General features: G+C 73.2%; 19 protein-coding genes. 7 read left to right on the forward strand and 12 right to left on the reverse strand.

Going from position 1 to position 16,620, the window contains the following annotated elements:
* A partial coding sequence (locus ABD296_RS36795) for an AfsR/SARP family transcriptional regulator (RefSeq protein ID WP_344278403.1) occupies positions 1–470 on the reverse strand: 470 nt, incomplete at its 3' end.
* A gap of 191 nt (positions 471–661) precedes the next feature.
* On the opposite strand from ABD296_RS36795, the gene trxA reads away from it, so the two are divergent.
* Complete coding sequence (gene trxA / locus ABD296_RS36800) at positions 662–1,027, forward strand: thioredoxin (RefSeq protein ID WP_344278406.1); 366 nt, start codon at positions 662–664, stop codon at positions 1,025–1,027.
* 125 nt (positions 1,028–1,152) lie between these two features.
* Positions 1,153–2,652 carry a serine/threonine-protein kinase gene (locus tag ABD296_RS36805; RefSeq protein ID WP_344278409.1) on the forward strand — a complete coding sequence of 500 codons (1,500 nt, stop codon included), beginning with the start codon at positions 1,153–1,155 and terminating at the stop codon, positions 2,650–2,652.
* Between the two features lies 1 nt (position 2,653).
* Here the strand turns inward: ABD296_RS36805 and ABD296_RS36810 are convergent, their stop codons facing one another.
* Together ABD296_RS36810 and ABD296_RS36815 are read right to left on the reverse strand one after the other, a co-directional pair.
* Positions 2,654–3,139, reverse strand: coding sequence for a cupin domain-containing protein (locus ABD296_RS36810; protein WP_344278412.1), 486 nt, complete (start codon positions 3,137–3,139; stop codon positions 2,654–2,656).
* A gap of 35 nt (positions 3,140–3,174) precedes the next feature.
* Entirely contained in the window at positions 3,175–4,551 is a 1,377-nt protein-coding gene (locus ABD296_RS36815; protein WP_344278414.1) for an NADP-dependent succinic semialdehyde dehydrogenase, read from the reverse strand.
* 250 nt (positions 4,552–4,801) lie between these two features.
* Here ABD296_RS36815 and ABD296_RS36820 point away from each other — a divergent pair, with 250 nt between their 5' ends.
* Entirely contained in the window at positions 4,802–6,070 is a 1,269-nt protein-coding gene (locus ABD296_RS36820) for an MFS transporter (RefSeq protein WP_344278417.1), read from the forward strand.
* Positions 6,071–6,091: 21 nt separating this feature from the next.
* On the opposite strand, the gene ABD296_RS36825 is transcribed toward ABD296_RS36820, so the two are convergent.
* Positions 6,092–7,081, reverse strand: a complete 990-nt coding sequence (locus ABD296_RS36825) for a hypothetical protein (protein ID WP_344278420.1) — start codon at positions 7,079–7,081, stop codon at positions 6,092–6,094.
* Between the two features lie 49 nt (positions 7,082–7,130).
* Positions 7,131–7,937: an acyl-CoA thioesterase gene (locus ABD296_RS36830; RefSeq protein ID WP_344278423.1), complete on the reverse strand. Its 807-nt coding sequence runs from the start codon at positions 7,935–7,937 to the stop codon at positions 7,131–7,133.
* A 244-nt stretch (positions 7,938–8,181) separates the two neighbouring features.
* Here ABD296_RS36830 and pgi point away from each other — a divergent pair, with 244 nt between their 5' ends.
* Positions 8,182–9,813: a glucose-6-phosphate isomerase gene (gene pgi, locus ABD296_RS36835; RefSeq protein WP_344278426.1), complete on the forward strand. Its 1,632-nt coding sequence runs from the start codon at positions 8,182–8,184 to the stop codon at positions 9,811–9,813.
* Between the two features lie 60 nt (positions 9,814–9,873).
* Here the strand turns inward: pgi and ABD296_RS36840 are convergent, their stop codons facing one another.
* From ABD296_RS36840 to ABD296_RS36865, 6 genes are all read right to left on the reverse strand, one after another.
* Positions 9,874–10,104, reverse strand: a complete 231-nt coding sequence (locus tag ABD296_RS36840) for an EF-hand domain-containing protein (RefSeq protein WP_344278429.1) — start codon at positions 10,102–10,104, stop codon at positions 9,874–9,876.
* Between the two features lie 45 nt (positions 10,105–10,149).
* The gene (locus tag ABD296_RS36845; protein ID WP_344278432.1) at positions 10,150–10,893 is read right to left on the reverse strand and encodes a sugar isomerase domain-containing protein; all 744 of its coding nucleotides are present in this window, start codon (positions 10,891–10,893) and stop codon (positions 10,150–10,152) included.
* Positions 10,886–11,323, reverse strand: a complete 438-nt coding sequence (locus ABD296_RS36850) for a PTS sugar transporter subunit IIA (protein ID WP_344278435.1) — start codon at positions 11,321–11,323, stop codon at positions 10,886–10,888. Before ABD296_RS36850 ends, ABD296_RS36845 begins: the two co-directional genes overlap by 8 nt.
* Complete coding sequence (locus tag ABD296_RS36855) at positions 11,320–11,622, reverse strand: PTS sugar transporter subunit IIB (protein ID WP_344278438.1); 303 nt, start codon at positions 11,620–11,622, stop codon at positions 11,320–11,322. Before ABD296_RS36855 ends, ABD296_RS36850 begins: the two co-directional genes overlap by 4 nt.
* Positions 11,623–11,647: 25 nt before the next feature.
* Complete coding sequence (locus tag ABD296_RS36860) at positions 11,648–13,081, reverse strand: PTS ascorbate transporter subunit IIC (RefSeq protein WP_344278441.1); 1,434 nt, start codon at positions 13,079–13,081, stop codon at positions 11,648–11,650.
* A 108-nt stretch (positions 13,082–13,189) separates the two neighbouring features.
* A complete protein-coding gene (locus ABD296_RS36865) occupies positions 13,190–13,921 on the reverse strand; it encodes a GntR family transcriptional regulator (RefSeq protein WP_344278444.1) in 732 nt (243 codons plus the stop codon).
* A gap of 186 nt (positions 13,922–14,107) precedes the next feature.
* On the opposite strand from ABD296_RS36865, the gene ABD296_RS36870 reads away from it, so the two are divergent.
* The 3 genes from ABD296_RS36870 to ABD296_RS36880 all read left to right on the forward strand — a co-directional run bounded on the left by ABD296_RS36870 (position 14,108) and on the right by ABD296_RS36880 (position 16,068).
* The gene (locus ABD296_RS36870) at positions 14,108–15,466 is read left to right on the forward strand and encodes a hypothetical protein (protein WP_344278447.1); all 1,359 of its coding nucleotides are present in this window, start codon (positions 14,108–14,110) and stop codon (positions 15,464–15,466) included.
* Between the two features lie 99 nt (positions 15,467–15,565).
* Positions 15,566–15,763, forward strand: coding sequence for a three-helix bundle dimerization domain-containing protein (locus ABD296_RS36875; RefSeq protein ID WP_344278450.1), 198 nt, complete (start codon positions 15,566–15,568; stop codon positions 15,761–15,763).
* 140 nt (positions 15,764–15,903) lie between these two features.
* Positions 15,904–16,068 (forward strand): hypothetical protein, encoded by a 165-nt coding sequence (locus ABD296_RS36880; protein WP_344278453.1) that lies wholly within the window; start codon positions 15,904–15,906, stop codon positions 16,066–16,068.
* Here the strand turns inward: ABD296_RS36880 and ABD296_RS36885 are convergent.
* On the reverse strand, positions 16,046–16,423 hold the full coding sequence (locus ABD296_RS36885) for a peptidase inhibitor family I36 protein (protein ID WP_344278456.1): 378 nt from the start codon (positions 16,421–16,423) through the stop codon (positions 16,046–16,048). The genes ABD296_RS36880 and ABD296_RS36885 overlap by 23 nt on opposite strands.
* Positions 16,424–16,620: the final 197 nt, after the last annotated feature.

The following is a 16,620-nucleotide window of genomic DNA, read 5'->3' on the forward strand; positions in this document are numbered from 1 at the left end:
GCCTGCCGCAGCAGCCGGGCTGCGAGGGCGTCGTCGCCCGCGCGCAGCGCCCGGCCGCCCTCCCGCGCGAGCCGCTCGAAGGCGTGCGCGTCCAGCTCGCCGGGGCGCACCCGCAGCAGGTAGCCCGGCCCCGTCCGCACGATCCGGTCCGGGTCGCCGAGCGTGCGGCGCAGCCGGTGCACGTACGACTGGATGTTCTTGGTCGCCGACTTCGGCGGCTCCTCGCCCCACAGGGCGTCCACCAGCGTCTCCAGCGCCACGGGCCGGTTCGCGCCGCACAGCAGCGCCGCCAGCAGCCCGCGCGTCTTGGGGGTGCCGAGCCGGACGAGCCCGGCGCCGCCGAGCACCCGGAGCGGCCCCAGGACGCCGAAGCGGACCGGGGGCCGCGCCGCGCCCGCTCGGGCGTCCGGCCTCGCCGTGGCGGTGCCCTCCGCGCCGTTCGTTCTGACAAGGACTCCTGTACCCGACATGAGCCGCCTTCCAGGACGGGATGAGCCTCGTCCCGGACCGTAATGAACACCGATTTCGTCTCGCTTACACCGCGCCCTGACCGGCGGCCGCCCGCGTAATCGGCCGGTCGCGGATGCCCGGCGACGGCGGGGAATCGCGGTGCGGGGGCGGGTGTTGCCGTAGCTGTAAGGCATCGAAGAGGGGAACGGTAATGGCAACGAAGGCCCTGACACGCGAGACGTTCGACGAGACGGTCGGCGGCGACGGCATGGTCCTGGTCGACTTCTGGGCGTCCTGGTGCGGGCCCTGCCGCCAGTTCGCGCCGGTGTACGAGCGGGTCTCCGAGCGGCACCCCGACGTCGTGTTCACCAAGGTCGACACCGAGGCCGAGCAGGACCTCGCCGCGGCCTTCCAGATCAGCTCGATCCCGACGCTGATGGTCGTCCGCGACCGGGTGGTGCTGTACTCCCAGCCCGGCGCGCTGCCCGAGGACGCCCTCGAGGACCTCATCGAGCAGGCCCGCGCCCTCGACATGGACGAGGTGCGGCGCGAGGCGGAGGCCCAGAAGAGCGCCTGACCCGCTCCCGCCCCGGCGCCCTGGGCGGGGCCGCCACTGGCCGCCATCGGACGCTTCGCGCCCGCGGCGGCCATCGGCGCCTCGCGTTGTGCACCATGTGAGGCAGGCGGCCGGGGGGAGGCGACATGGTCAGGCGCGACGCGCCGCTCGGCTCCCTGGAGGCGGGCGACCCCGCCGCCACGGGGCCGTACACGCTCCTCGGCCGGCTCGGGTCGGGCTCCATGGGCCGCGTCTACCTCGGCTGCTCCGCGGCGGGACGGCTCGTCGCGGTCAAGACGATCCGGGCCGAGCTGGCCCGCGAGGCCGACTTCCGCACCCGGTTCGCGCACGAGGCCGCGGCGGCCCGGCGGGTCAGCGGGGTCTACACCGCCTCGGTCGTGAACGCCGACCCGGACGCCGAGGTGCCGTGGCTGGCGACGGCGTACGTCCCGGCGCCCTCGCTGGAGCTGCTGGTCGCGGAGGCGGGCCCGCTGCCCGTCGCGGCGGTGCGGTGGCTGGCGGGCGGATGCGCGGAGGCGCTCGAGTCGATCCACGCGGCGGGCCTCGTCCACCGCGATCTCAAACCCTCCAACGTGCTGGTGTGCGCGGACGGGCCGCGCGTGATCGACTTCGGCCTGGCGCACGCGCGGGAGCGGGCCCGGGTGACGCTCAGCCGCGTCGCGGTCGGCACCCCCGCGTTCATGGCGCCCGAGCAGGCGCAGGGATCGCGCGTCGTGACGGCCGCGAGCGACGTCTACGCGCTGGGCGCGACCCTGCTGTTCGCGGCGACCGGGCACGGCCCCTACCGGGGCGAGGGCGCGCTGGAGCTGATGGCGCAGCTCGCCACCCTGCCTCCGGACCTTTCCGGGCTCACCGTCGAGCTGGAGACGCTGGTGCGGGGCTGCCTGGCCCGCGACCCCGGACGGCGGCCGTCCCCGGGCGACGTCCTGGCGTCCGTGTCGGAGTACCTCCGCCACGGGCGGGCCGAGCCCGGTCTGTCCGGGGCGGCGCTGAGCCTGGTCAGGGACTACGCGGAGGGGCCGCGGCTCCCGGTCGGCGAACCGGTGCCGGGGGGCCTCGTACCGGAGCCGGAGGGCCCCGCGCCGGTGCCGGAGCGCCCGCCGGTGGTCATCGGGGGCGTGCGGGACGGGCGGTCCTCGGTGTCGGCGGCGCGCACCTTCCTCCGCGAGCCGCGCAACACGATCGCCTCGGTGGCCGCGATCGTGCTGATCGGCGTCGGCGCCCTGCTGGCCCGGACGTTCTGGTCGGGCGGCGACTCCGCGGGGGCGGATCCGGGCGGGGGACGGCCGCCCGCCGGGAGGGCGGCGGAACCGCCGCTCCCGCTGGGCGGCACCGGGGACCGCCCCGCCGGGAGCCCGCGGATCGTGGTCAACCAGCCGCAGGGCGACGGTGCGACGGTCTTCGTGGTGCACGGGACGGGCTGGCGGCCGGGGGAGCGGGTCCAGGTGAGCCTGGACCGCTTCGGCGAGCGCCCCGGCCCGGTCGTCGACCATATGGGCACCTTCAACTACGCGGTGAACCAGGCCCACGAATTCCTCGCGGGCCCGATGCCGCTCGGAGTGCACACCTTCTCCGCGGACGCCGGCGGCGCTCCCGCCCGCACGACGTTCCGGGTCGTCCCCTAGGTCAGGAGCGGGCCTTGGTCCACTCGGGGCTGTCGAGGAAGTGGTTGTCGAACCGCTCCTGCGACTCCAGCAGCTCGTCCAGCGTCGCCTCGCCCTTGCCGAGGCGGCCGAGCAGCCGGAAGTAGTCGAACCGCTCCACGCCCGGCGTGATGACGATCAGCAGGTCGGCGGTGCTGCCGGGCTTGGCGGCGAACGCGTGCGCCATCCGCGGCGGCACCACGACGAGGTCGCCCTCGCCGGCCTCCAGCACCTGCTCGCCCGACAGGATCTGCGCCGTGCCGCTCAGCATGTAGAACAGCTCGGTCGACCCGGCGTGGTAGTGCGGCGTCGCACCGTTCCCGCCGGGCGCCAGCGTCACCCGCTGGGTGCTGAGCGCCCCGCCGGTGCTGCTGGAATCGGCGAGCAGCCGCACCGCCGCGGGGACGTCCCCGATCGTCTCGGCCTCGCTCCCGCGCACCACCACCGCGCCCGGCTCCATCCGCGTCATCGCGCCACCTCCGGGGCCAGCCTAGCCCGTAACGATCATGCGGCCCAGACGGTCTTGGCGTTGCAGAACGCGTGCATGCCCTGCGCGGACAGCTCGCGCCCGTACCCGGACCGCTTGACGCCGCCGAACGGCAGCTCCGGATACGAGGTGGTCATGCCGTTGACGAACACCTGCCCGGCGTCCAGCTCGCGGACGAACAGCTCCCGCTCGCCGGGGTCCCGCGTCCAGGCGTTGGACCCGAGGCCGAAGCCGGTGGCGTTGGCCAGCTCGATCGCCTCGCGCGCGCCGTCCACCCGGAACAGCGACGCCACCGGCCCGAAGACCTCCTCGTGGAACATCCGCATGTCGCGGGTCACCCCGCCGATCACGGTCGGCGGGTAGTACCAGCCGGGGCGGTCCGGGCGCTCGCCGCCGCACAGCACGTCCGCGCCCTTGCCCACCGCGTCGGCCACCAGCTCCTCGACGTCGGCGCGGCCCTGCTCGCTGACCAGCGGGCCGACGTCGGTCGCCTCGTCCATCGGGTCGCCCACCCTCAGCGCGCGCATGTTCTCCACGAACAGCCGCTCGAACTCGTCCGCGCAGCCGCGGTCGACGATGAACCGCTTGGCGGAGATGCAGCTCTGCCCGTTGTTCAGGCAGCGGGAGGTCGCCGCCGTCTTCGCCGCGGCCCCGATGTCGGCCGACGGCATGACGACGAACGGGTCGCTGCCGCCGAGCTCCAGCACCGTCGGCTTGATCTCGTCGCCCGCGATGGCGGCGACGGACCGTCCGGCGGGCTCGCTGCCGGTCAGCGTGGCGGCCTTCACGCGCGGGTCGCGCAGTACCCGCTCGACCTTCGCCGAGCCGATCAGCAGCGTCTGGAACGCGCCGTCGGGGAACCCGGCGCGGCGGAACAGGTCCTCCAGGAACAGCGCGGTCTGCGGCACGTTCGACGAGTGCTTCAGCAGGCCCACGTTGCCGGCCATCAGCCCCGGAGCGGCGAAGCGGATCACCTGCCACAGCGGGAAGTTCCACGGCATGACGGCCAGCACCGGCCCGAGCGGCTGGTAGTGGACGTAGGCGTCCCGCGCACCCACCGCCTCGGGGTCGGCGGGACGGTCGGCGAGGAACTCGGCCGCGTGCGCGGCGTAGTAGCGGCAGGCCTTGGCGCATTTCTGCGCCTCGGCGACCGCGGCCTTGAGGGTCTTGCCCATCTCGGTGGTGAGCATCGCGCCGATCCGCTCGGCCTCGGCGTCCAGGATGTCGGCGGCCGCGTTCATCCACTCCGCGCGGAGCCCGAGGTCGGTGGTGCGGTACTCGGCGAACGTCTCGGCGGCCCGTCCGATGCGCCGGTCGATCTCCTCGTCGGCCAGCTCGTCGAAGGTCTTCTCCACTTCCCCCGTGGCGGGATTGGTGGTGGCGATCGTGGTCATGTCCGGATGCTCCCTGGGTCTCCGCCTGGTTCCTCCGGGACGTGCCCGAGCCGCCCCCCAGGAAACACGCCCGCGGTCCGGCGGACCGCGCGGCATCCCCGCTGGGGCCGGGGCTGCGGGCCACCGTCCGCTGACCCGGTCCTGACCTGCTTAAACGTGACATGCCTCATACACCTCTCTTGACCGGAACGTTCCAGCGCGCGGATGGCGTTTAAGCCGGTTTGGTACTGCCTTTGAAGAGGAGAGGGTCTTGGCGATCCCCGTGATGCTGCGCTCGCTGCGCCATCACAACTACCGGCTGTGGGCCACCGCGGACTTCGTCTCGATCACCGGGACGTGGATGCAGGTCCTGGCGATGAACTGGCTCATCCTGTCCATCACCCACTCGGCCACCAGCGTGGGGCTGGGCCTGGTCCTGCAGGCCCTGCCCACCATCCTGCTCGGCCCGTGGGGCGGCGTGATCGCCGACCGGCTCCCCGCCCGCTACGTGGTGGCGGCCGGGCAGGCCGTGCAGGCGGCGCTGTCCACCGTGCTCGCGCTGATCGCCTCCGGCGACCCGTCCGGCACCGGCGGCCTGTACGCGATCTCGCTGGCCTCCGGCATGGTCACCGCGATGAGCTCGCCCGCGCTCGGCCGCTTCGGCGCCGAGGTCGTCGGCCCCGAGGACCTGTCCAACGGCCTCGCGCTCGGCTCGGTGCTCAGCTCCGGCGGCCGCATCCTCGGCATGAGCCTCGCCGGCGTGATCATCCCGCTGGCCGGGGTGCCCGGCGCGTTCGCCGCCAACGCGGTGAGCTTCCTCGGCGTGCTGCTGGCCATCGCGCTGATGCGCCCGAAGGAGCTGCACGTCCTGCCGCCCGCGAAGCCGGGGGAGCGGGGCATCGCCGCCGGGTTCCGCTACGTGCTCGCCAACCCGCGGCTGCTGGTCATGTTCGGCCTCGCCTTCGCGCTCGGCAGCCTCGGCCGCAACTACCAGGTGACGATGGCGGCGATGAGCCAGGGGCCGCTGCACGGCGGCGCCGGCGGCTACGGCGCGCTGTCGGTGCTCTTCGCCGTCGGGACCGTCGTCGGCGGCGTGTACGCCGCGTCCCGCGCCCGGCTCCCGCTCCGGCTGCTGCTGATCACGGCGACGATCTGCTCCGCCGGCCAGTTGCTCAGCGGCGGCGCCCCGAACCTGGCGCTGTTCGGCGCCGCGATGCTGCCGATCGCGGCCGGCGCCGTCGTCCTGGACACCACCGTCGCCACCCGCGTCCAGCTGGACAGCCCCGGCCACCTGCGCGGCCGCGTCATCGCCGCGCAGGGCATGGTCGGCGCCGCGTCCGGCGCGGTCGGCGGCCCCGCGCTCGGCGTGCTCTGCGACACCGTCGGCCCCCGCGCCGCACTCGTGCTGGCCGGCACCGTCTGCCTGGCCGCCGCGCTCGCCGCCGCCTACGCCCTGGCCCGCCTCCGCCGCACCCGCCCGGCCCTGGCCCCGGCCCTGACCACCGACCCGCTCACCCCCCTCACGCCGGCCAAAGCCTGACCCATCCACCGCCAGGCGCCCTCACCCCGCCCCCGCCAACCGGACACGCAGGTCCGCTGCGACGCGGAGCACGGACTCCCATTCGCCCGGGGAGGCGTCCCCCGGACGGTGCGCGGTGAAGTGCGGGTTCAGCTCGACCGTCCGCTCTCCGGCGACCTCGTGGACGAAGTCCAGCATGCGAGGCACCGGGTCGTCGCCGCGCCGCGAGCCGAGCGTGGCGATGACCTGGTCCAGGTCGGCGGCCAGGTCGGCGGCCGGCGCGGTGACCGTCCCGCCGCAGCGGCCGAGCTGCTCCTCGTAGCGGTCCTCCCAGAACTCCACGCGCCATCCCGGCCACAGCCCGCCGAGCGCGGGCACCAGGCCCGTGCAGGAGCCGCGCATCCAGACGCCGGCCGTCCTCGCGGCGGCGTCCACGTGCAGGCCGCCGACCGGGATCTCCCGCAGGTCCAGCCGCGGCAGCCCTCCGGCGGGCAGCCGGTCCAGTAGGGCGGGCCCCTGCCAGGCGGTGTGGACGTACCACCCGAGCGGGTAGGCGGTGCATCCCTCCGCCGTCCGGACGGTGAGGAGATGGACCTCGTCGTCGAGGTCGGTGACCGTCTCCTCCGGCAGGAACCGCTCGTCCTCGTCGGGCTCGCGGACGGTCGACCGGTCGCGCCCGGCCGCCGCGGCGAGGTCGCCGATGCCGTCGTAGGCCCACCGCACCGTCCAGCCGGGCCACGTCTCCGCGAGCAGCGCCAGGAAGGCCCGCTTGCACGGCAGGTCCAGCATCAGCTGGTCGCCGTAGAACACCAGCCGCCGCGAGGTGCGGTCGACGACGGCGCCGCCTTCGGCCCACACGTCGTCCAGCCAGTCGCGTTCCGGGTCGTCGCAGCGGTGCTGCGCGGCGATGAAGCGTGCGGCCGGGGCCGGGCCCGCGGCAAGTGCCGAGGACACCAGGTCGGCGCCCCAGTGGGAGTAGTGCAGGTGCACGCCGCCGGCGTCGATCAGGACGAAGTTGGCGCGGGCCCCCATGGGCGGTGACGCTACCCGCCGCGGCCGGGGGCGCCCAGCGGGTTTTCGTTCAGTCGGTGGCGGGGCGTAGGAGGGCTTCCTGGGCGATCGAGGCGACCAGCGTGCCGTCGGCTGTGTGGAGCGTTCCGCGGGCGAGGCCCCGGGCGCCGTGGTTGGCGACCGGCTCCACCGAGTAGAGCAGCCACTGGTCCACACGCGGCGGACGGTGGAACCACATCGCGTGGTCCAATGTGACGGCGGTCACGAGGCGCCTGGGGGAGCCGGGCGCGCGGGCGCTGCTCACCACGCCCATGTCCGACAGGTACGCCAGCAGGCACGCGTGCAGGGCCGGATCGTCGCCGATCGGCCGGGTGGCCCGGATCCAGAACGGGTGCGGCATGGGGAACTCGCCCGCGCCGGGCGGGTTCACCACCCGGATCTCGAACCCGGTCGGGTGCCGGAAGAACGCCGGCAGCGTCGGCTCCGGCAGGCTCTCGGGGGCCGGCGTCGCCGGCGGGCCCGGCGGCTGCCAGTCGAAGCCGTCCTCCGGCTCGTGGAACGAGGCGATCAGCTCCAGGATCGGCTTGCCGCCCTGCGCCGCGGTGACGTGCCGGGTGGAGAACGAGCGGCCGTCGCGGGTGCGCGCGACGTCGAACCGCAGCGGCTCCTCCGGCGTGCCCGGACGGATGAAGTAGGCGTGCAGCGAATGCGGGGCGCGCCCGCCGGCGGTGCGGCAGGCCGCGCGCAGCGCCTGCCCGGCGACCTGGCCGCCGAACAGCCGCGGGCGCCCCACCGAGGGGGAGTCCGCGAGGAAGGCGTCGTCGCCGAGCGCCGTCAGTTCCAGCAGCCGCGCGATGTCCCAGGGGGCCTCGCCCATGAACCCTCCAGAGCCGGTCCGGGAGCCGCCGTCCCCCGGCACCCCGCCGGGCCGCGGACGGCTCGTCCGCGCCGACCCTATCCGCGCACCGGGAGGAACCGGTCATCCGGGTGGGAACACTCCCCGGTCGGGGAGAGCGTTGCGAGCGCCGCGCGCCGCCGACCTATGATCGCCGTGGGGGACGGCGCGGCGCCCCGGGGGCCGACGGCGCCCGGCCGGCCCCGCCGAGGAGATGAGAGAGGCAATGGCTGATATCACCGAGGCGCCCGAATGGACGGCGCTGGCCGAGCACCAGGCGGAGCTGGCCGGCCGGCATCTGCGCGAGCTGTTCGCCGAGGACCCGGGACGCGTCGAGCGCATGACCGTGACCGCAGCGGACCTCTGCCTGGACTACTCCAAGCACCGCGTGACCGGCGAGACGCTGCGGATGCTGGTGGCGCTGGCGGAGCGGGCGGGGCTGCGCGACCGGATCGCCGCGATGTTCTCGGGGGAGCACATCAACGTCAGCGAGGACCGCGCCGTCCTGCACACCGCGCTGCGGCTGCCGCCGGGCGAGGCGCTGGCCGTGGACGGCCAGGACATCGCCGCCGACGTGCACGCCGTCCTGGACAAGATGTCGCGATTCGCCGAGCGCGTCCGGGCCGGGGAGTGGACGGGCTTCACCGGCAAGCGGATCACCACCGTCGTCAACATCGGCATCGGCGGGTCCGACCTCGGGCCCGCGATGGCGTACGAGGCGCTCCACGACTACGTGGACGCCGGGATCTCGTGCCGGTTCGTCTCCAACATCGACCCGGCCGACATCGTCGGCAAGCTCGCCGGGCTCGACCCCGAGCAGACGCTGTTCGTCATCAGCTCCAAGACGTTCGGCACCCTGGAGACCCTCACGAACGCCAAGGTCGCGCGGCAGTGGCTGATCGAGGGCCTCGGCGACGACAAGGCCGTCTCGCGGCACTTCGTCGCGGTGTCGACCAACGCCGAGCGGGTCGCGGACTTCGGCATCGACACCGAGAACATGTTCGGGTTCTGGGACTGGGTCGGCGGCCGCTACTCCTTCGACGGCGCGATCGGGCTGTCGCTGATGATCGCGATCGGCGGCGAGGCGTTCCGCGAGATGCTGGCCGGGTTCCGGGAGGTCGACGAGCACTTCCGCACCGCGCCGTTCGAGGCGAACATGCCGGTGCTGATGGGCCTGCTGGGCGTCTGGTACACCGACTTCTTCGGCGCGCAGACCCGCGCCGTGCTGCCCTACAGCCAGCGGCTGTCGCGCTTCCCCGCCTACCTGCAGCAGCTGACGATGGAGTCCAACGGCAAGTCGGTGCGGGCCGACGGCGCGCCGGTCGTGGCGCAGACCGGCGAGATCTTCTGGGGCGAGCCGGGCACCAACGGCCAGCACGCCTTCTACCAGCTGCTGCACCAGGGCACTCGGCTGGTCCCGGCCGACTTCATCGGGTTCGCCGAGCCGTTCGAGGACCGGGCCGGCATGCACGACCTGCTCACCGCGAACCTGCTCGCGCAGACGTCCGCGCTCGCGTTCGGCAAGACCGCCGACGAGATCGCCGCCGAGGGGGCCCCGGCCGCGGTCGTGCCGCACAAGGTGATGCCGGGCAACCGGCCGACCAGCACGATCCTGGTGCCGAAGCTGACCCCGAAGACACTCGGCGAGCTGGTCGCCCTCTACGAGCACATCGTGTTCGTCGAGGGGACGATCTGGGGCATCGACTCCTTCGACCAGTGGGGCGTGGAGCTCGGCAAGGTGATGGCGCAGGACCTCGCGCCCGCGCTCACCTCGGAGGAAGCGCCGTCGGACGCGCCCGACGCGTCCACCGCCGCGCTCGTCCGCAGGTACCGCGAGCTGCGCGGACGCCGGGTCTGACCGGCGGAACGGAACGGGCCCGCCGGCGCGGCCGGCGGGCCCGTTCCGTCATGCGGGCGGTCAGACCCAGCCCTGCGCCTCCAGGATCGCCCGGTACTCGGCGTAGGAGATGAACCCGTCGAGGTTGGCGTCGGCCTTCTCGAACCGGTCCTGCGTCTCCGCGCGCGTCCACGACAGCCCGAGGTGCTCCAGGACGAGCGTGAACTCCATCAGGTCGAGCCGCTCGTCCTTGCCGAGGTCCGCCCGCGTGAACACGGAGAGAAGATCCTCCTCGGTCGGCCTGGTGGTCATCTCACTCCTCAACTGGTCCGATATGCCCCGCATCATAGACGCCGGTCACTCGCCGCCGGTCAGCTCGGGGACGCGGTGCCGGTAGCGGGCGATGAGCGCGGTGTTCCGCTCGTCCCCGCCCGGCACGTTCGCGCTCGTCCACCGGGGCGGCTCCACACCGCGCGCGGCGGCGAGGTCGTCCAGATCGGCGAGGATCCGCGACCAGGCGTAGGCGGCGAGGATCGTGGAGACCGCGGCGGTCCGCGGCGCGTCCGGCGGATGCAGGACGTCGCCGGGCGGCACCCGCGTGTCGACCACGATCGCGGCGTGGTCGGCGAGCATCGTGGCGGCCCGGGCGGCGGCGCCGCTCGCGGCGCGGGCCGAGGTCACCGCGACCACCGGGACGTCCCGGGCCGCGCACTCCTCGGCGATCTCCACCGGGTACGGGTTGCTGCCGCTGGTGGAGAACACCACCGCGACGTCCGGCGGGGCGGGCGCGGCCTCCTTGACGACGGCGCGGCCGACGCCGGTACGCCGCTCGGCGCGGGTGCTGCGCATGGCGTCGTCCAACGGGAGCACGTCCGGCGCCCAGATCGGGCGGACCGCGGCGAGCCCGCCGGCCCGGTAGAACGTCTCGCACACCATCACCAGCGAGTGCCCGGCCCCGGCGACGTGCACGATCCCGCCCGCCTGGACCGCGTCGAGCAGCAGCGCGGCCGCCGCGCCGATCGCCTCGCCGGAGGCGGCGTCGAGATCGTCGAGCAGGGCCCGCACCCGGCCGGGGAGCCGCTGCCCGGCGGCGTCACGCATCGGGCACGGCCTCCTTCAGGGCGCCGGCCAGTTCCTCCCGGCCGGGCGCGGCGCGCAACCGGTCGGCCAGCCCGCCCGACAGCGACCGGGCCAGCGCGGCGAGCGTGCCGACGTGCGCGTCCGGGTCCGGCGTGCAGAACGCCAGCAGGAGGTCGACCGGGTCGTTGTCGGGATGCCCGAACTCCACCGGCGCGGCCAGCCGGGTCACACCGACGCCGACGGCCAGCCCGCCGTCCTCGGGACGGGCGTGGACGAGCGCGAGGCCCTTGGTGAGGACGATGTACGGGCCGTTCTCCTCGACCACCCGCTCGCACGCGGCCGGGTAGCCCTCGCCCGCGGCGCCCGCGGCGACCAGCGCGGCGGCCGCCTCCCGGACGGCCTCGCGCCAGTCCCGCGCGGCGACGTCGTCGTTCGCGGCGACGACGGTCACGGCAGCCATCCCTGCTCGGTCAGCCGCTCCTTCAGTTGCGCGGCCAGGCCGTCCTTGTCGAGGAAGTCGCTGATCGTGATGACGACGGGCGCGAGGTCGGCGACCTCTTCGGTGTGCATGCCCTGTCCGATCACCACGTCCGGGGACATGCCCCGCGCGGACGACACGTCGGTGTTCTCCACCCGGGCGTCCACGCCGAGCGAGCTCAGCGCGTCCTCGGCGGTCATCTTCAGCATCAGGCTGGAGCCCATCCCGACCCCGCATACCGCGAGGACCTCCAGCCGCCTGTCCAGTGCCATGTCGGTTCCCTCCGTTGTGAGTCGTTCAGGCCTGCGCGGTGGCCGCGTCGGCGGGCGCGGTCTCGTCCTCGGCGGCCGCACGCCGCTTGTCCGAGCGGCCGAGCAGGACCAGGGTGGCCACGGTCGCGGCGAGCGCGACGGCCGGCACCAGCCAGACCGAGCCCTTGCCGATGACCGGGTCCGTCGCCTTCAGCAGCCAGCCGATCGCGTACCAGTCCGGGTCGGCGAGGGTGGACAGCTCCGGCGCCGTCCGCTCGTACAGCCCCCAGGTGAAGCCCTGGCCGACCGCGAGGATCAGGCCGGACACCACGCCGCCGAGCAGGGCGCCGCGCCAGCCCGCCACGACGTTGCCGAACAGCCCGGCGGCGCCGCCGACGAAGAACAGCATGATCATGGGCGGCGCCAGGGTGAACCAGCCGGCCGCCGCCGAGACCGCCAGGCAGACCAGGAACACCACCGTGGACGTCACGAACCCGAGCATGACCGCGGTCGGCGCGACGGGGAAGACCGTCGGCGCGTCCAGCGCGGGCCGGGTGCCGGGGATGACCCGGTCGCTGAAGCCCTTGAACGCCGGGACGATCTCGCCGAGGAACATCCGGACCCCGTACAGCAGGATCGCGATGCCGCCCGCGAACCGCAACCCGACCAGCAGCCCCCACACCCATGGGGACAGCTTGGCGTCCATCTCGGCGGCGGCCCCGGCCACCACGCCGTCGTCGGCGAACGCGACCCCGATCAGCATGATCACCGAGATGATCAGCGCGGTGCTGATGTTGACGTCCTTGAAGAACGACAGCTGCCGCGGCAGCGTCAGCTTCTCGGTGTCGTGCTTCTCGCGGCTGCCGAGCGGCCGGGCCGCGTACCCGGTGATGAGGCAGGCCAGCGAGCTGGTGTGCGCGTACCCGAACCGGTCGTCCGGCATGACGCGGCGCATCAGCGGCCGCATCCACAGCGGCTGCAGCGTCCAGTAGGCCGCGACGAACCCGGCCCCGCACAGCACCAGCGTGAGCTGGTCCGCGCCCGGCGCGATCGTCACCAGCGACGCGACGGTGACCGTGCTGACCCAGAACATCAGGTGGCCCGTCAGGTAGAGGTACCGCGCCGCCGGGAAGAGCCGCACGATCAGCACGTGCACGAGGAACGCCACCGTGATCACCAGCGCGATCGTCCCGCCCTGCTTCGACAGGAAGTCGGTGAGCGAGTGGTCGGCGTGCGGCGGCGACGTGCCCATCGCGCTGGCCAGCACCGTCTGGAAGCTGGACAGCCCGCCGGAGAACACGTCCACGCCGATGAACAGGACCACGACGCCGATCGTGGCGCGCAGCGCGCCGGCGACGACGTCCTCGGCCCGCTTGCGCTGCAGGACGAGCCCGGCGAGCGTGATGAGCCCGATCAGGATCGGGACCTGGCCGAAGACGTTGTTCGCCAGGAACGTGAGGATGTCCTTGATGACGCCCATGGTGAAGTCGCCTCGCTTCTCAAGGGTGGAACGCGCGCTGCGGCGCCCCGACAGCGCTGATGGTCGGTCGTGCCCGGGGCGCGTGCCGGACGCGCGCCGGGGGAGCGGTCAGTGGGACGGCGGGCGGAGGTCGAGCTCGAGGCGGTACCGGTCGTCCCGGTAGAGGGACCGGACGTACTCCAGTGGCCGCCCGTCCTCGTCTCGCGTCACCCGCTCGAACAGGAACGCCGGCGTGTGCACCGGCACGCCCAGCTCGGCGGCCTCCTCCGGGGTGGTGACGGTCGGCTCGATCGTCTCGGTGCCCGAGGCGATCACGATGCCGGCGCCGCGCAGCAGGTCGTAGAACGACCGGCCCTCCAGGACGTCCCTGCGTAGCCCGGGCATGAGCGCGCGGGGCAGGAAGAGCGTCTCGATGGCCATCGTCGTGCCGTCCGCCAGCCGCAGCCGCCGAATGGTAAAGACCTCTTCGGTCGGTGAGAGGGCGAGCCGCCTGCCGATCCGCGCCCCCGCGCTCTCCGTGCGGAACGACAGCACGCGGCCGCCCGGCTTCATGCCCCGGCGGATCATGTCCTCGGTGAACGAGGTCATGGTCAGCGGGACCGCGATCCGCGGTTCGGCCACGTAGGTGCCGCTTCCGTGCCGCCGTTCGAGCAGCCCCTCGGCGACGAGGCCGTCCACGGCCTGCCGTAACGTGGGCCGGGAGACGCCGAGGTCCTCGACCAGCCGGCGCTCGGACGGCAGCGCGTCACCGGGCTCCAGATCCCCGAGCATGGCGAGCAGCTCGCGGCGGACCGCCTGCCGCTTCGTGTTTCCGTTACGGCTCTCACCGCCAGACCGCACGCCTTCATCCTCCAATGCAGCCGATCCCGTCGCGGCACACGCTACGTCTCGTCATAGCGACTGGTCAATACCACTTTGTCGATGTTTGCCGTGGCGATCGGCATGCCCGCTGCCTACGGTCACCGAAGATCGTCCTGAAACCGGCCGAGGGCCGCGCCCGGACGGCGCGGCGGGGGAGGCGGCACCATGCAAGGGCTCGTTCGCGCAGGCGCGGCGTTCACGATCCCGCTCGTCCTGTCCGTGACGGCGGGCACGGCGGCGGCCGAGGCGGGCGGCGCCCCGCCGGGGGCGCGGCCCGGCTGGCGGCTCATCGCGGCGGAGCCGTTCGACCGGCGCCTGGACGACGCGCGGGTGCCGTGGAGGTCCGACGGTGACGGCCCCGGCAGCCCGTACGACGTCGACATGTACGACAACGACGGCGCGTACTTCGCCACGGTGGGCGGCCCGGCGTTCAGGACGCAGCTCGCCAAGGTCCGCACGTACCGCAAGGCCTTCGCGTTCGGCCGGCGCGGTTGGCTCACCGCCGAACTCGCCGCACGCGACGGCGACGGCGACGGCAGGCCCGACCGCCCGCCGACCCTCACCTCGCGGCACGGCGCCGCCGACCTCGACGAACCCGACTACCGCGGTGGCGTCGTCATCCGCTCGACGCGGGACCTGCCCGCCGAGTACCGCATCGAGATGACGCTGCGCGGCCTGGACTTCGGCGGCGAGCGCAATGGATCGTGGGACTATCCCGACGGCCGCATCAACGGGTATGCGTCGGGCGGCTGCAAGACCGTCTTCCCGTGGGCGTCGGGCGGCGACTTCTCCAGGCCCGAATGCGCGTGGGCCGACGCACGGACCGATTCCAACGGCTTCTACTACATGTCGATCATGGATTACCGGCGGGTGGCGCCGCACAACAACGTCTTCGTCCACGGCCACCGCAAGGTCGCCATGGACGGCTACAACAGGTACAAGTACACGGGTTCAGGGCTGAAGTACTGCAACCCCGCCACGAGGCGGTACGAGCCGTACTCCGCCGGGACGGGAAACGGCGTGAACGCCATTTTCATGACCGACGACCGCCGGTACCCGGCGATGCCCGGCACCGAGTACCTGATGCAGAGCGAATGCGGTCTCGCCAAGGGCGGCGCGATCGTCTCGACGGTCGACCTGCGGCCCGAACTGCTACCCGAGAACCCGTACACCTTCGCGATCGAGCGGCGGAACGGGGCCTACACGATGGAGATGTCGGGCGTCTTCGCGCACGTCGGCCGGGCGACGTTCCGTTACACCCGGAGGTTCGTCCAGGACGGCGAGCCGATCTGGCACTACAACCAGAAATCCGACGCCTACGACGGCCGCTACAACGCCGACTGGACCTGGAAAGGCCCCGGCGGCACCCTCGTCGACCACGACACCTGGCCCGCCGGCTCCGCCTATCCGGACCGGTTCATGATCGGCGACCCGCACATGAACTTCTACGAGGGCAGAGCGCAGGTCGACGACATCCGCCTGTACACGCCGGAGAAGAGCCGTTCGACCGGGGGCCCTGGATGAACGTTCGGTAAACAGATCTTGGCGTGTGTATGGGCCGCGCTTGAGCGGTTACGGCCTTGTCGTGGTGATTGACCTCTCCCCACGGAAAGGAGCCTGACGATGGACACCGAGGTCTACGAGAGGACCGCAATGGAGCGGGTCACCACCCGCCTGTTGAAGACCTACGGTGACCGCTGCAGCCAGCAGGAGATCACCCGGACGGTCGAGGACGTCCACCACGACTTCGACGGACGGTCCGTTCGCGAGTTCGTCCCCATCCTGGTCGAACGGCACGCGCGCGAACACCTGTCCAGCTGATTCGCGTTCCGTCCGGACGCCCGGCACGACGGCCGGGCGTCCGGCATTCCGGGCGTGTTCGGGCATTTCTTCGGCGTTCACCCCGCGGCCGAACGCCGCTCCTACCGTGGCGGATATCGCCTCCGGAAGGAGAGACTCCGATGCCACGCCCCCGCAGGCTCTTCGCCGTCGTCGCCGCCGCCGGACTCACCGGCCTGGCGATCGGATACTGGGCGCCCGGTCCCGAGGGCGCTGCCGCGTCCCTCGCGTCGGCCCGGGCCGATCGCCGCCGGGCGACCCGGGTCAGCAGGGCTTCAATGAACTGATCTTGTAGCCGAACTCGGACGTGTTGCCCTTGGATCCCGCCAGCGGCTCTCGGGCGGCGGCGCGCTTGTCGCCCTTGTAGTGGGCATGCTCGTAAAGGCACCAGCGGCGTCCCGTGCGGTTCCAAGCCGACAGCACATGGTCGTTGAGCCCTCCCTCCAGTTCGCTCAGATCCCTCGCCTTGTGCGCGAAGGAGAGGCGGGCCCCGCCGCCGTTCTGGTCGTGCCATATGCACATGCGGCCGCGCGGGCAGGCGTCGTAGCCCGCGAGCGCCGCCGCCGACACCGCGGGCATCGACGACCCCGCCGTGACCGCGGACATCATGAGGACCAGCCCGGTCCGAGTCCCGACGTGCACGCTGTACCGCCTCACTGTCACCGGTCGGTGACTCCAGGAAGTGATTCGATCACGAACGGTAATCGAGCCGGGTGCCGGTGCCCAGCCCCGAGGCCGTGAGTGAGGCAGGTGTGGCCGGGGCGTGACGGCCGCCGGCCCCCGCCGGTCGGTGATCATTCGCCCGCTGTTCGGCTGCGCGCCCCGTCGATGCAAACCGC

Source organism: Actinomadura napierensis (genome assembly GCF_039529375.1).
In the GTDB taxonomy this organism is placed as follows: domain Bacteria; phylum Actinomycetota; class Actinomycetes; order Streptosporangiales; family Streptosporangiaceae; genus Spirillospora; species Spirillospora napierensis.

Excerpts from the sequence above, each read along its gene's own strand:
- pgi (WP_344278426.1), top strand. The coding sequence starts at position 8,182 with ATGGCTGATATCACCGAGGCGCCCGAATGGACGGCGCTGGCCGAGCAC.
- ABD296_RS36805 (WP_344278409.1), top strand. The coding sequence starts at position 1,153 with ATGGTCAGGCGCGACGCGCCGCTCGGCTCCCTGGAGGCGGGCGACCCC.
- ABD296_RS36810 (WP_344278412.1), bottom strand. The coding sequence starts at position 3,139 with ATGACGCGGATGGAGCCGGGCGCGGTGGTGGTGCGCGGGAGCGAGGCC.
- ABD296_RS36855 (WP_344278438.1), bottom strand. The coding sequence starts at position 11,622 with ATGGCACTGGACAGGCGGCTGGAGGTCCTCGCGGTATGCGGGGTCGGG.
- ABD296_RS36880 (WP_344278453.1), top strand. The coding sequence starts at position 15,904 with ATGCCACGCCCCCGCAGGCTCTTCGCCGTCGTCGCCGCCGCCGGACTC.
- trxA (WP_344278406.1), top strand. The coding sequence starts at position 662 with ATGGCAACGAAGGCCCTGACACGCGAGACGTTCGACGAGACGGTCGGC.
- ABD296_RS36830 (WP_344278423.1), bottom strand. The coding sequence starts at position 7,937 with ATGGGCGAGGCCCCCTGGGACATCGCGCGGCTGCTGGAACTGACGGCG.
- ABD296_RS36825 (WP_344278420.1), bottom strand. The coding sequence starts at position 7,081 with ATGGGGGCCCGCGCCAACTTCGTCCTGATCGACGCCGGCGGCGTGCAC.
- ABD296_RS36860 (WP_344278441.1), bottom strand. The coding sequence starts at position 13,081 with ATGGGCGTCATCAAGGACATCCTCACGTTCCTGGCGAACAACGTCTTC.
- ABD296_RS36840 (WP_344278429.1), bottom strand. The coding sequence starts at position 10,104 with ATGACCACCAGGCCGACCGAGGAGGATCTTCTCTCCGTGTTCACGCGG.
- ABD296_RS36875 (WP_344278450.1), top strand. The coding sequence starts at position 15,566 with ATGGACACCGAGGTCTACGAGAGGACCGCAATGGAGCGGGTCACCACC.
- ABD296_RS36815 (WP_344278414.1), bottom strand. The coding sequence starts at position 4,551 with ATGACCACGATCGCCACCACCAATCCCGCCACGGGGGAAGTGGAGAAG.
- ABD296_RS36870 (WP_344278447.1), top strand. The coding sequence starts at position 14,108 with ATGCAAGGGCTCGTTCGCGCAGGCGCGGCGTTCACGATCCCGCTCGTC.
- ABD296_RS36845 (WP_344278432.1), bottom strand. The coding sequence starts at position 10,893 with ATGCGTGACGCCGCCGGGCAGCGGCTCCCCGGCCGGGTGCGGGCCCTG.